The organism is Chitinophaga sp. H8, assembly GCF_040567655.1.
Lineage (GTDB): Bacteria > Bacteroidota > Bacteroidia > Chitinophagales > Chitinophagaceae > Chitinophaga > Chitinophaga defluvii.
Genome location: NZ_JBEXAC010000003.1, coordinates 344,200 through 357,208, shown reverse-complemented (window position 1 = coordinate 357,208; position 13,009 = coordinate 344,200). Strand labels below are relative to the sequence as shown.

Here is a 13,009-nt window from a genome sequence, read left to right as displayed (position 1 = left end):
GACGATTTTTAAAAAGAGGATCATCAACTGCAAATATTTCTAGTTTCGTTATGCAATATTACGCGCGAAAGACGAAAGGTGCTCTTTCGTCTTTCAATTTTTTACTAAATATTAAATGCTGTATCGATAATTTCCTGCTGCTCGCGGGTATGTATCTTGGCATAACCGGTAGCGGTGGAAGCACTTGGATTACGGCTTATCACGCCATAATTAATCTGCTTCAGGTTCATCTGGAGATAAGAAGCAGCACCCATATTCAGCGGTTCTTCCTGTACCCAGAAGAAAGTAGCACCTTTATACTTCTGGTTAATATCTTCCAGCTGCTTTAACGGCAGCGGATATAATTGTTCCAGACGTACAATCGCTACATCCACACGATTGTCTTTCTGCTGTTTTTCACTCAGGTCAAAATACATCTTACCACTACATAACAATACTTTCTTCACTTTGGTTGCATCCTGGATAAACGGATCATCCAGCACCTCTTTAAATCCACCGCTGGTAAATTCTTCCATGGTAGAGTAAGCTCCCTGATGACGCAGATTAGCCTTAGGCGAGAAGTTCACCAATGGTTTACGGAAAGGCCATGCCAGCTGGCGGCGTAATGCATGGAAGAAGTTGGCGGCAGTGGTAATATTGGTGATTACCATATTCTCTTCTGCGCAAGCCTGTAAAAACCGCTCCGGACGCGCACTGGAGTGATCCGGTCCTCCTCCTTCATAACCATGTGGCAATAACAGTACCATCCCGTTCTGGGTAGTCCATTTTTGCTCTGCTCCGGTTACATACTGATCTATCACTACCTGGGCACCATTGGTAAAGTCGCCATATTGCGCTTCCCAGATAACCAGGTTATTGGGGTTAGCCATGGCATAACCATATTCAAATCCCAGTACACCAAACTCGCTCAACAGGGAATTATAAATCCTGAACTTAGCCTGGTTTTCCTGGAAATGATTCAGCCTGTTATAAGTCTCATTAGTATTTTCATCAAACAGTACAGCATGACGGTGAGAGAAAGTTCCCCGCTTCACATCTTCCCCGCTCATTCTTACATCTTTCCCTTCTATCAGCAAGCTGGCATATGCCATTAACTCACCGGTAGCCCAATCTACTTTTCCTTCCGTATTATAAAGTTTGATTTTATCCTGCAACAGCTTTTCTACCTTCCGCAGCGGTTCAAAGTTTTCCGGCCATTTCATCATGCCGTCAAACAGGCGCTTGAAGTCTTCCGCTTTTATAGCGGTGTTGGGAGAATGTTCAAAATCTTCCGGCGTGGATTTGCGTAATGCCTGCCACCACAGTTCCGGCTTCTGGAAATTATAAGGCAACGGATGCTGCTTTACATTATCCAGTCTTGCCTGCAGGTCGCCCCAGAAGCTCTTCTCCATTTCCTTAGCCAGCTCCTGTGCATCAGCTTCCCCGTTCTTTAACAGGAATTGTGTATACATCTCCCTTGGATTAGGATGCTTATCGATCAGGGCATACAGGCTGGGCTGCGTAAACTTCGGCTCATCACCTTCGTTATGTCCATGTTTACGATAGCATACCATGTCAATGAAAATGTCTTCATTAAATTCCTGACGGTAGCGGATAGCCAGTTCTGATACTTTTACCACCGCTTCTGCATCATCTCCATTTACGTGGAATACAGGTGCTTTGATAATAGATGCAATGCTGGTACAATAATCTGAAGAACGGGCATCATCAAAATCAGTGGTAAAACCGATCTGGTTATTGATAACAAAGTGCATGGTACCACCATTGTAATACCCTTTCAGCCTGCTCATCTGGGCAATCTCATATATAATACCCTGTCCTGCTACGGCGGCATCACCATGAATCAGGATAGGGAGTATCTTATCATAATCACTGTTGTAAATAACATCTGCCTTACTGCGGGCAAAACCAAGTACGATAGGGTCTACCACTTCCAGGTGGGAAGGGTTAGGCATCAGCTGCAGATTTACCTGGTTACCGCTTGGGGTTTCTACCATAGAGCGGAAACCCAGGTGATATTTTACGTCACCGCTACCCATGGTAGTATCCGGCGTACTGTTACCTTCAAATTCTGTAAAGATCTGCTCGTATGTTTTACCCAGGATATTGGCCAGCACATTTAAACGGCCCCGGTGAGCCATCCCGATCACAGATTCCTGTACGCCAAACTCAGCAGCAGTATTGATCATCGCATCCAGCGCAGGAATGGTAGACTCCCCACCTTCCAGCGAAAAACGTTTCTGACCTATATATTTGGTATGTAAAAACTTCTCGAATATAACGCCCTGATTCAGCTTCTGCAGGATCCGCTTTTTCTGGTCCAGGGTAAAAGGCTTGCGCATAGTGGCTTCAAATTCCCTTTGCAGCCAGGACACCTTTTTAGGGTCTATGATATAAGTAAATTGAATCCCTACTGCACCAGCATATATTTCTTTTAAACGGGCTATTATCTTTTCCAGGGTAGCCTTTCCCAGTCCGATTACCTGTCCTGCATAAAACTCTGTCTGCAAATCAGCCTCGCTCAATCCATAGTATTCCAGGCCAAGATTGGCATGGCGGTCTTTCCGCTCGCGGATAGGATTTGTTTTAGCAATCAGATGGCCTTTTTTACGGTATCCCTGGATCAGCCTGTAGGCACCTAATTCTTTAACTAGTTGTTCATTAGTCACCGGTAATGTTGCTGCTCCACCCGCAGCTGGTGCTGCGCCTGCTTTGCCATTGGTTCCGGCTGCGGATACTGCAAAATCAAACCCTTCAAAAAACTTCACCCATTCCGGGTCTACAGAATGGGGATCTTTGCTAAAATCCTGGTATAAAGATTCAATGTAAGCAGGATGCGAGTTGGTGACAAATGAGAAGTCCTTCATTTACAACGAGTTTTGCTGATCTTCGATTCAAATACTTTTCTACTTATACCCCTTATTATGGAGTATGGGAATGCAAATATCGCTTGTTTTTTGTTAAACAACGCGTTAAAATTTACTCATACGCGGATGGTTCCAGGATGCATAGATTCCATAATAGCTTAATTTCCCACGGAAAGGTATAACTTGGTTTTTACTTCTAAAAATTTGAAGCGCACCTTTTGTTAAATATTAAAAATCCCAATATCACCTTTTTAAAACGTTTCAACATATACCATATTATTTGTAATTTAGCCCTTCACTCCGGACAATGCATATTTTCATTTGCCAAATTATTTTGTTTGTAAAGAGAATATGGTTACCTTTGCCCTCCGAAACTGAAAATTGAATAATGGCAAACCATAAAGCAACGAAAAAAGACGTACGTCAGAGTAGAAAGCGTAACGAGCGTAACCGTTACTACGGTAAAACTACCCGTAATGCCATCCGTGATCTGAAAGCGCTGACTGAAAAAGCAGCTGCTGGGAAAGAATTACCCGATGTATTATCTATGATTGATAAGCTGGCAAAACGCAATATCATTCATAAAAACAAAGCGGCCAACCTGAAAAGCAAGTTAACGCTGAAGGTGAACGCACTGGCTTAAGATATTTTTAGCTACACATAGAACTTATAGCTCTTCCTGTAACCGGGAAGGGCTTTTTCTTTTGCATATACCTGAAAATTATTATATTACCGTATGAAGCCGCTATTACTCATCTTCGCCTGCTGCTTTGCCCTCCCCTCCCTGGCACAGGACCTGACCACCCGCTTTGAGAAAACCCAGGGACACGAAACAGCTACCTACCAGGAGTGCATCGCTTACTATCAGCTGCTGGATAAAAAATTCCCCCAGATAAAAATGCTGGAAATGGGCCCTACCGATGCCGGGTTCCCCCTTCACCTGGTTATCTACTCCCAGCAAGGGAACTTTGATTTTAATAGCCTCAGAAAGCAAAACAAACGTATTATACTCATCAACAATGGCATACACCCCGGAGAACCGGATGGTATAGATGCGAGTATGCAACTGCTCCGCGACCTGGCCACCGGTAAGGTAAAGATGCCGGATAATGTAGTCCTGGCGGTAATCCCCGTATACAACATAGATGGCTTCCTGATCCGTAGCCCCTACTACCGCTCTAACCAGGACGGCCCGGCAGAATTTGGCCCCCGCGGCAATGCCCAGAACCTCGACCTGAACCGGGACTTCATCAAGGCAGACTCCAGAAATGCCCGCTCCTTCCACCAGATTTACCACCTCACCGACCCGGATGTTTTTGTGGATAATCATGTGAGCAACGGGGCTGACTATCAACATATTATAACGCTTTTAACCACCCAGCATAATAAACTGGGCGGGGTAATGGGCAACTTCATCAACAAAGTATTTGAACCAGGCCTCTACCAACTGATGAAAACCAAAGGATATGACCTGATCCCCTACGTAAACCATTATGGCAATACACCGGATAATGGCTGGGTTGAATACAGCGACGGCCCCAGGTATTCCAGCGGTTATACTACCCTTTTCCACACCTTTGGCTTTGTGCCGGAAACACATATGCTTAAACCTTATCCCCAACGGGTAAAGGCTACCTATGCACTGATGGAATGTTTTATACAATTTACCAGCCAGCATAGCCAGGAAATAAAAGCCCTCCGGGATCAGACCAAACTGGCGGCTAAAACACAAACGGAATTCCCACTTACCTGGACACCCGATACTTCCCAGCGCAGTACCATCACTTACAAGGGATATACCGCAGCATATAAACCCAGCGCTATTTCAGGTTTACCACGCCTGTATTATAATCGTAGCAAACCCTACGAAAAGCAGATTCCCTTTTATAACTATGCAGTGGCGGGCAACTTCGTGAAAAAACCAGCTGCTTATATCATCCCCCAGGGATGGTGGCCGGTGATAGACCTGCTGAAGAACAACCGCGTGGAAATGAAACGATTGGACCGGGATACTACCATGACCGTATCCGTATATCATATCGCCGGCTACCAGACGGGTAACCAGCCGTACGAAAAACATTACCTCCACACAGGTATCAAAGTAACTTCCCGCGAGGATACCATACACTTCCGCAAAGGCGACTATTACATCCCGATGAACCAGACCGCCAACCGCTACCTGATAGAAACACTGGAACCTACCGGTGGCGACTCCTTCTTTGCCTGGAATTTCTTTGATGGGATACTGGTACAGAAAGAAGGTTTTTCCAGCTATGTATTTGAAGACAGCGCTGCGGAATACCTGAAACAGCATCCTGAACTGAAAGCTGCCCTGGAAAAGAAAAGAGCTACAGACACGGCCTTTGCCAAAAGTGCCTATGATCAGCTGGACTTCATCTATAAAAACTCTCCCTACGCAGAACCGGAGTTTATGAGATACCCCGTATACCGGATCATGAACTAAGAAAGATAGCTATCACAATATTCCAGAAAATACAAAACGGGTGCCGCTGTAGCAGTGGCACCCGTTTTATTAAAACCAATACAGTTAATCTCTTGTCAGCAACATAAACACATGCTGCTCTCCAAAATAGTGGTTGTACAATAACACATGATTCAATTGTGCAGGTATATCCTTCACCATCGGAAACAGTAAAGCAGGTATCCGCTGCTCTTTTATCAACTCCGCACCCAGCCACAGGCCAAAGGCGCTGGCAGTATCATACTCTCCGCACAGGTGTTTGAAAGGCAGCTGAGGCGTATCTCCCAAAAGCGTGTCCAGGTGTTGGTAATAATGTTCAAAATTACTGTCTGCATTACGGCCGGTGATCACCAGATCCAGGTCTTTCAACTGCAACCCATGCTGCACCAGTAATTGGTGCAGGCTGGCGGTCAGCTTCTCCTGACCAGGCTTATAGAGCATCTTCAACCCCGCAATGGCGCCGTAATGTTGGGTACCTGGTGTGGCTGCCAATGTAAAAAAGGCTGCTCCTTCTCCTGCGATAGTGCCGGGAGAAAGATGTTCATATAGCCGTGCATTATCTATAGTGGCTGCCTTCCAGTGTCCTATCCGGCTTTTAATAAAATAGTGCTCCGCAGTAATTTCATCAAAAGCACCGGTAAGGGTATTACCTGCTCCTTCCTCCAATTGCATCATGCTGTCCAGCAGGGCATTTTCAAAGGAAAAGCCCCTGTGTACAAAGGTGTTATTGTACTGGATACATTTTTGCTGCAAGGCAATCAATCCATTAACGGAGTTGTAGGTAGATTGTATAAATGGAGTAGGGTTCAGTGCTCTTTCTTCATACTGGCGGATGTCTTTCAGAAACCTTTCGGTGTCCTGCAAACTACCTTTACCCGTGCCGGTAATGATAGCACCAGGCATGCCTGTACCACTATCCTGCAAGCATTTCAAAGCGGTGGTCAGCCCTATCTTCAGCATTCTGCTCATCCGGCGCAGACTGTTGGCCGGAATAAACGGTTTATAATCCGGTTCCACACAGGTAAGCATATTACCTTCCTGGTGCACCAGTGGCTGCGTAAACAAATCACCCTCAAACGTATGTTGCGGGGAAATGGCCGCCAAACCTTGTATGTAACACTTACCCTTCATATTTACTGATCACCAGGGATGCGTTATTGCCTCCAAAGCCAAATGAGTTGGAAATAACATTATTAACAGGATATCCTTTTACCAGCGTAGTAACAGGTGTAATACGCAATTCCTCCATCTGTTCGGAGAAATTAAGGTTAGGAAAAATTATTTGCTGCTGTATAGCGAGTATGGCATAGATAGCTTCAATAGCTCCCGCCGCAGCGAGGGTGTGTCCGGTAAATGGCTTGGTAGAGCTGAACATAGGCACTGCATCTCCAAACAGCCTTTCCAGGGCTTTCCCTTCTGATACATCATTATTCAAAGTGGCTGTGCCATGTACATTCACATATTGAATATCCTGCACGGTTCTGCCACTCATGGCCAGCGCATTTTGCATGGCCTCATAAGCACCATCTCCTTCCGGAGAGGGAGAAGTAGGATGAAAAGCCTCATTGGTATTACAATATCCGCTTAACTCCGCCAGCACAGTACTGTTGTTTTGTTTTACCAGCGACTCGCTTTCCAGTACCAGGTAAGCAGCGCCTTCGCCCAGGTTTAACCCGGTACGTTGCTGGTCAAATGGCCGGCAAAACTGTTTGTCAATATTCTTCAGGGAATTAAATCCATTGAGGGTAAACTTGGTCAGCGCTTCTGTACCGCCACATACTACCCGCTGCAATAATCCCTGCTTGATCATCCGTGCGCCAAACATCAGTGCATTGGCGGAGGATGAACAGGCGGTGCTGATGGTAGCAATATGATCACAAAGCCCTACCGCATCGGCTATACGCTCGGTGCAGTCTGCGCAATCCAGCCCATTAATATATTTGAGAAAAGAACCTGCTTTGTTGGGGTCTGCTATTTCAAAATATACTTTTTCCGTATCACACATCCCGCCCACCGTGGAAGCATTGATGAATCCGGTAGGCGTTTGTTGTAAAGCGGCTTTATCCAGGCCGGCCTGTTGTAATGCTTCCCTCATCGCGATCAAGCCCAGCAATGCAGTACGGCTGTAGCCTTCCTGCCCAGCCACACCAGCCATTCCGGCCAGTGTTTCGCTGCTGTGCTTCACCTCACCTACGGGCAATACCGTTTTGTAAATGGTATCTATATAGCTGGTAAACCCTAAGCCAGACTGTTCCTGTTGCAGGTTATGAAGATTTCCGGCCACCTGATCACCGATGGCGGTAATCATTCCCATCCCTGTTATAAACACCCTTTCCGTCATGCCGTTAGTTTGCTTACGCCGGTTGTTTTGATTGGATAAATTCCGCCATGGACTGCACTGACTGTAAAATCTTCCGGCCTTCACGCGGATCCTCTACTTTGATCTGGTAATGTCTTTCCAGCAATACCATCAATTCCAGCGAGTCTATACTATCCAGACCCAGCCCATCCCCAAACAACGGGGCGTTATCGTCAATATCTTCGGGGCGGGTATCCTGCAGATTCAGTGCTTCAATAATCTGCGCTTTCAGTGTTTGTTTTAATTGTTCCATAGTGTTTGTAGGTTTATCACTTCCCTTTTTTCCTGCAGGAAGTAAAGCCCTGCTGATACTTTTCGTATCCAGTGGCAGTAAAAATACAGTTTTACCCTTGTTTTGAAAACATTTGCTAATTCATTCTTCTTTTTTCCACCCAACCGGCAATTCCCAGCATTACTGCGCAACTGGCTATTAGCCAGGCAGCATTTACCCAGATATCAGCTAATCCGCCATTACGCAAATAAATATCGTTAATGGCATCCAGCCCCCAGCTTAGGGGAGACAGATGACCAATGATCTGCATCTTCACCGGCATTACTTCCAATGGTATCCATATACCGCCGATGGCAGAAAGGATCACAATGGAAATGGCCCCGAAATTCAACGCCTGGTTCGGTGTTTTAAATATCGTACCTATCAGTATACCATAAGCTGTAGCCGCCAATCCTATGCCGGAAGCTACCAGCCACGTGGCCACATGACTCTGTCCCAGCGTAAGCCGCGGCAGGTCCAGCAATGGTAGCAGGAAAATCCCTACCAGGATCATCAGATAAAATTGCAATACACACACGCCCACAAAAAACAACATCTTCCCGGCCAGGATCTGTAAATAGGAACCTGGTATCAGCTTCATCCGCAGCAGGCTGCCATCTTCTCTTTCCCGGATCATATTGCCTGCAATTGGTATCACAATGAAGAACATGGCAAAAATGCTCCAGGCAGGTACATTATGCTGCACAGAGTTGGAAATAATATCCGCATGTTTGGTAGATGCCGTACTGAGTTCTTTTAAGCCTACCGCCTTCAACTGAATCGGCAGACTGTCTGTTTCGGGGGCGTTTTTATTACGCAATTCCTGTTTGATACGCTCCAGCAACAGATTGGTTTCTACCTGTGTCAGAAAATTATCTATTGCCTGATGAATAGCGCTCTTGAATGCTTTCTTCGCAGCGGGATCAAAATAGATCACTACATCCAGCGAATCCTGTTTACTTTTTACCGGTAATACTACGGGAATGCCCATCCGCTTGGAAATATCATTCACAATACGGTTGGCATTACTCACAATAGCGCCGGTGGCCCCTCCCGGAATAATAATGCTCAGCTTGTATTCTCCACTGTTTACCAGCGCTTTGGCGCTTTCCTGGGTAAGGGGTGCTCCTTTTACCGAATCAATGATATTGAACTGCCCGCCGGATTGCAGCCCTTCACGGATATAACGCCCCAAACGGCCATGATCATTGTCTACCGTTAAGATATCCAGCTTTACTTCCTGGTAATCTTTAAACGGTGCATCCTGTATCAGCGCCATTACGGTAATCAGTACCACCGGCATAATAAACAGTAATATCAATCCTGTTTTATCGCGCAACAGCAGTAACCATTCTTTCCGTATTGTAGCCAGTAATCTTAACATGCCTTGTTCTAATTGAATTAATCCCTCAGCGCGTGACCGGTATAGTGTAAAAACACATCTTCCAGGTTGCTGCATGCCGGGTGTTGCTGAATGAGTGTAAGCGGCTGCCCTTGTACAATCAGTTTGCCTTCGTCCATGATCACAATTTCATCGCACAGGGTTTGCGCTTCCTCCAGTAAGTGAGAGGTATATAAAATACTCACTCCCTGCTGGTTGTACGCTTTCAGGAATTGCAGTATAACGGTTCTCGACTGCACATCCACTCCGGCAGTAGGCTCATCCAGGATCAGTAACTGCGGGCTGTGCAACACTGCCGCAATAATATTGGCCCGCCGTTTCATCCCTCCGGAAAATTTATGTATTTCCTTGTCTGCGCTTTTTTCCAGACCAAAGGTGTGCAGATAACTTTCTATTCTGGTATGTAGCTCCTTTCCTTTTAATCCATAGAGATTCCCGAAGTAAGTCAGGTTTTCCCTGGCGGTAAGCTGGGGAAACAGGGCAATCTGTTGCGGTACAATACCTATCAGCCTTTTAATGGCTTCCCGGTGTGCACTGTCCTGTACCAGGTCATGGATCAGCACCTTGCCTTTATCTGCTTTTACCAGCCCGCACAGGATAGAAATAGTAGTGGTTTTGCCTGCCCCGTTAGGACCCAGTAAACCGGCTATTTTTCCTTTGGGAAAAGTAAAGGATAATCCTTTCAGGGTTGGTGTTTCGGCCCCCTGATAGGTTTTATACAATTCATTGACAGCTATACTGGTCATACTATAATTTCACCTTCGACAATCGCCGGAACAACTGTTCTTCTTCTACAGAACACTGTACCAGCATTTCACTTAATTCTTTATAGGATACCCCATCGGCTGCCCTGCTTTTACATACCCTGCCGGCATGAAAGGCGAAGTTGCGCCAGATATCCCCTACTTTGGTGAGGTCTTGCGACAGTACGCTTAATTCTTCTTTTTGCAACAACATCGCGGCTTCCTGTAAAAATGCAGCATACAGAAAACGGAACCCGGCGCCACCAGTGCCTATCTCTTCCTGCATACGGATAATATTACCCAGGTATAACACCGCTTTTCTGTCGCCCACCTTTTCAGGATAATTTTTTACCCTACCCGCCAGAAAACGGATGCCCTTTACGCCAAATAAAGGAATAGGCACTTTCAGCATAAAATGACAGGCCTGGTCAATCCCTTCTTTGATAGGTTTGTGCAGAGATACTTTTTCCGGTACATGCAGGGGATAATACATTTTGCCTTTAGGCTCCGGAAAGCCTTTAGCAAAACGTGCCTGGATAAGGCTTTCAGGATCTATCTGGGTAACGGTATCCATAACCGGATCGCTCACCAGATAATTTTCACCCTCCTTACCATATATTACCAGATTATGTGCATTAAAATGGAAACGGTAGGAAGGAGGAAAATAAGGCAGGTAATATACACTGGATAATACCCCTACCGGGATGCCTTTTTCAATAACGTTGTCCAGTGCTGTCATCGCTTTTTGAGGGCTGGAGAACTTTTGCAATTCCATCTTTACCCCCAGGCGTTTACATACCCGTTGAAAAATAGCACCGGGCCAGATACGGTAAGTAGTGCCTGGTACACCATTCACCTTTACAAAAGGGAGGTGTCCGAAAAATATACCGGCACCGATACCAAAAGCCATGGGTTCACTTATTTGCAGCCCGTAATGGCCAAACATATTAGAGATGACGCCGCTTTCGCAATGTGCAGTTTGTACGTGTTTAAAAGGAGTAGTACTCATATTTGGTGAATGGCTTTATGAAAAAACCGGTAAGACCAGGATTCCAAAAGCAACTATTTAATATGCTTCAGCTCAGCAATGCTTACCTTAAAGGCGGTAGCATACCGTTGCAGCATCAGATCGCTTAGTTTGTTAAATACTGCCGGCTTCAGGTGCCGTTTTACCTGCCATTGAAACTTGCCTACATAACTGGCCAGTAAAGGTATTTCCATCAGGTGCTTTTCCATATAGTAGGCAATAGGACTTACTTCCCCTGCCAGTACACGGCGGCGTGCCTCTTCCACCTTTTTATTTACTTCTTCCCAGGCCTGCCCCAACGCCACATTTTCCGGTTCCCAGCCTACGCTCGATACCTGCACATAACTGCCGGCATTGTCCACCGCATAAAATATTTGCTTGAATGTACCTTCGTGGAGGTTATCGCCATCCTGCGGCACTTCTTCTTTTTTCATTGGTAGCAGTAATTTTAAGGAAATGAAATTACACCTATTTTTTGCTCCATACCCCAGCTATCGGACTTAAATGCAAGAGGGGGCGCTGCTGATTACGTCCCCTCTGCTATAAAAATTTATTAATAACGGGCTCCTGATGCCGGTTATACTATACTTACACTACAGTTAAGTGTGCGTAAGCATAAGAGAAACGGGCACTTTCAGGTACCATCATCACTATTTTCTGTCCTTTTTTGAAACGGCCGGTACTCATCAGCTCTTCCAGCATAAAGTAAGGTGATGCCGTACCTACGTTACCTACGTTGGCCAGGTTGGTGAACCATTTTTCCAACGGAATAGGTACACCTATACGGGAAATCTCTTCATCGATCTTCAACCTGAAAAATTCAGATGACAGATGCGGCAGGAAGAAATCAATTTCGTCGAGGTTGATGTTATATTTTTCCACCAGCTCTTTCCACATTTTAGCACCGGAAGGAACAATGTTTTTGCCCAGCAGACGGGTGTCCTGCTTGAAGGAAAATACGCTGTGCTGTGCCCATTCATCGGGTGTCATATCTATCCAGCCGGTAGTGCTGCCGTCTGGTTGTTTGATCGCACCTGCATACATACAGGTTTCCAGTTCATTGGCATAAGAGGCAATTTCTACCCAGTCTACCCGCAGGGAAAGCCCTTCTTCATTAGGCTTATCCTGAAACAAGGCCGCACTGGCACCGTCAGACAGCATCCAGCGGAGGAAATCCTTTTCAAAAGCGATGATCGGATTCTCATCCAGGCTCTTCAGGTTTTCTGCTTCGGGCTGAAACTTCCTGGCCAGCATCCAGCTGGAAAACTTTTCAGAACCGGTGCTCACCGCATTGCTGGTATTGCCGCATTTAATCGACATCCAGGCATATTTAAATGCCTGCATCCCTGCTGCACAGGCACCGGTAGCTGCGATCAGCTCTACAGGCTGACATTGCAGCAATCCATGCACCATGGCCGCATGATTTGGCAATAACTGATCGGGAGAAGTAGTACCACAAGCTAATAATTGCAGGTTACTAAGCGGGTATTTTTCGTCAAACAATGCTTTTACCGCTTCCGCTGTCATCTGGGCATTCGTATGTGTTGTTTTCCCTTCCTGATCAAGGGCATAATAACGGGTCTTGATCTTGTTATTTCCCAAAATCTTCAACCTGGCACGGGAAGGCTTTCCATCTACCATTCCCAGGATGCTTTCCATTTCCTCATTCTCAACAGGCTTATTAGGCAAAAATTTGGAGAGCCTGGTAATATAAACTTCCTTCATTTGAAATAATTCGTCTTTTTATTTGTCTATATCCTCCCCGGCAGTCTGATATGCTCAGTGATCCCGGGGTTTAAATTACAGAGCCGTAAATATATAATTCTAAACGCAAATACAATACAACAGGCATAATGTA

At 45.7% G+C, this 13,009-nt stretch carries 11 protein-coding genes; 2 read left to right on the top strand and 9 right to left on the bottom strand.

Features of this window, described 5'->3' with window-relative positions; all coding sequences use genetic code 11:
- Positions 1-104: 104 nt before the first annotated feature.
- Positions 105-2,867, bottom strand: coding sequence for a 2-oxoglutarate dehydrogenase E1 component (locus ABR189_RS28350; RefSeq protein WP_354663898.1), 2,763 nt, complete (start codon positions 2,865-2,867; stop codon positions 105-107).
- A gap of 388 nt (positions 2,868-3,255) precedes the next feature.
- Here ABR189_RS28350 and rpsT point away from each other — a divergent pair, with 388 nt between their 5' ends.
- The gene (rpsT, locus tag ABR189_RS28345) at positions 3,256-3,510 is read left to right on the top strand and encodes a 30S ribosomal protein S20 (protein WP_354663897.1); all 255 of its coding nucleotides are present in this window, start codon (positions 3,256-3,258) and stop codon (positions 3,508-3,510) included.
- Positions 3,511-3,603: 93 nt separating this feature from the next.
- On the top strand, positions 3,604-5,331 hold the full coding sequence (locus tag ABR189_RS28340) for a M14 family metallopeptidase (protein WP_354663896.1): 1,728 nt from the start codon (positions 3,604-3,606) through the stop codon (positions 5,329-5,331).
- A gap of 84 nt (positions 5,332-5,415) precedes the next feature.
- On the opposite strand, the gene ABR189_RS28335 is transcribed toward ABR189_RS28340, so the two are convergent.
- The 8 genes from ABR189_RS28335 to darB form a co-directional block, all read right to left on the bottom strand.
- Complete coding sequence (locus tag ABR189_RS28335; RefSeq protein WP_354663895.1) at positions 5,416-6,480, bottom strand: beta-ketoacyl synthase chain length factor; 1,065 nt, start codon at positions 6,478-6,480, stop codon at positions 5,416-5,418.
- Positions 6,470-7,690, bottom strand: coding sequence for a beta-ketoacyl-[acyl-carrier-protein] synthase family protein (locus ABR189_RS28330; RefSeq protein ID WP_354663894.1), 1,221 nt, complete (start codon positions 7,688-7,690; stop codon positions 6,470-6,472). The genes ABR189_RS28335 and ABR189_RS28330 overlap by 11 nt, the downstream gene beginning before the upstream one ends.
- A 13-nt stretch (positions 7,691-7,703) precedes the next feature.
- Positions 7,704-7,961 carry a phosphopantetheine-binding protein gene (locus ABR189_RS28325; RefSeq protein WP_354663893.1) on the bottom strand — a complete coding sequence of 86 codons (258 nt, stop codon included), beginning with the start codon at positions 7,959-7,961 and terminating at the stop codon, positions 7,704-7,706.
- A 115-nt stretch (positions 7,962-8,076) separates the two neighbouring features.
- Complete coding sequence (locus ABR189_RS28320; protein WP_354663892.1) at positions 8,077-9,363, bottom strand: ABC transporter permease; 1,287 nt, start codon at positions 9,361-9,363, stop codon at positions 8,077-8,079.
- Between the two features lie 17 nt (positions 9,364-9,380).
- Positions 9,381-10,127 carry an ABC transporter ATP-binding protein gene (locus ABR189_RS28315; RefSeq protein WP_354663891.1) on the bottom strand — a complete coding sequence of 249 codons (747 nt, stop codon included), beginning with the start codon at positions 10,125-10,127 and terminating at the stop codon, positions 9,381-9,383.
- 1 nt (position 10,128) lies between these two features.
- Positions 10,129-11,133 carry a BtrH-related acyltransferase DarH gene (gene darH, locus ABR189_RS28310; protein WP_354663890.1) on the bottom strand — a complete coding sequence of 335 codons (1,005 nt, stop codon included), beginning with the start codon at positions 11,131-11,133 and terminating at the stop codon, positions 10,129-10,131.
- Positions 11,134-11,186: 53 nt separating this feature from the next.
- Positions 11,187-11,585 carry a flexirubin biosynthesis protein DarG gene (DarG, locus tag ABR189_RS28305; protein WP_354663889.1) on the bottom strand — a complete coding sequence of 133 codons (399 nt, stop codon included), beginning with the start codon at positions 11,583-11,585 and terminating at the stop codon, positions 11,187-11,189.
- Positions 11,586-11,739: 154 nt separating this feature from the next.
- Positions 11,740-12,876 carry a dialkylresorcinol biosynthesis protein DarB gene (gene darB, locus ABR189_RS28300; protein ID WP_354663888.1) on the bottom strand — a complete coding sequence of 379 codons (1,137 nt, stop codon included), beginning with the start codon at positions 12,874-12,876 and terminating at the stop codon, positions 11,740-11,742.
- Positions 12,877-13,009: the final 133 nt, after the last annotated feature.

What these genes read in the sequence shown, in the direction of transcription:
- rpsT (WP_354663897.1), top strand. Translation starts at nt 3,256, where the DNA reads ATGGCAAACCATAAAGCAACGAAAAAAGACGTACGTCAGAGTAGAAAG.
- ABR189_RS28330 (WP_354663894.1), bottom strand. Translation starts at nt 7,690, where the DNA reads ATGACGGAAAGGGTGTTTATAACAGGGATGGGAATGATTACCGCCATC.
- DarG (WP_354663889.1), bottom strand. Translation starts at nt 11,585, where the DNA reads ATGAAAAAAGAAGAAGTGCCGCAGGATGGCGATAACCTCCACGAAGGT.
- darH (WP_354663890.1), bottom strand. Translation starts at nt 11,133, where the DNA reads ATGAGTACTACTCCTTTTAAACACGTACAAACTGCACATTGCGAAAGC.
- ABR189_RS28335 (WP_354663895.1), bottom strand. Translation starts at nt 6,480, where the DNA reads ATGAAGGGTAAGTGTTACATACAAGGTTTGGCGGCCATTTCCCCGCAA.
- ABR189_RS28320 (WP_354663892.1), bottom strand. Translation starts at nt 9,363, where the DNA reads ATGTTAAGATTACTGGCTACAATACGGAAAGAATGGTTACTGCTGTTG.
- ABR189_RS28325 (WP_354663893.1), bottom strand. Translation starts at nt 7,961, where the DNA reads ATGGAACAATTAAAACAAACACTGAAAGCGCAGATTATTGAAGCACTG.
- darB (WP_354663888.1), bottom strand. Translation starts at nt 12,876, where the DNA reads ATGAAGGAAGTTTATATTACCAGGCTCTCCAAATTTTTGCCTAATAAG.
- ABR189_RS28340 (WP_354663896.1), top strand. Translation starts at nt 3,604, where the DNA reads ATGAAGCCGCTATTACTCATCTTCGCCTGCTGCTTTGCCCTCCCCTCC.
- ABR189_RS28350 (WP_354663898.1), bottom strand. Translation starts at nt 2,867, where the DNA reads ATGAAGGACTTCTCATTTGTCACCAACTCGCATCCTGCTTACATTGAA.
- ABR189_RS28315 (WP_354663891.1), bottom strand. Translation starts at nt 10,127, where the DNA reads ATGACCAGTATAGCTGTCAATGAATTGTATAAAACCTATCAGGGGGCC.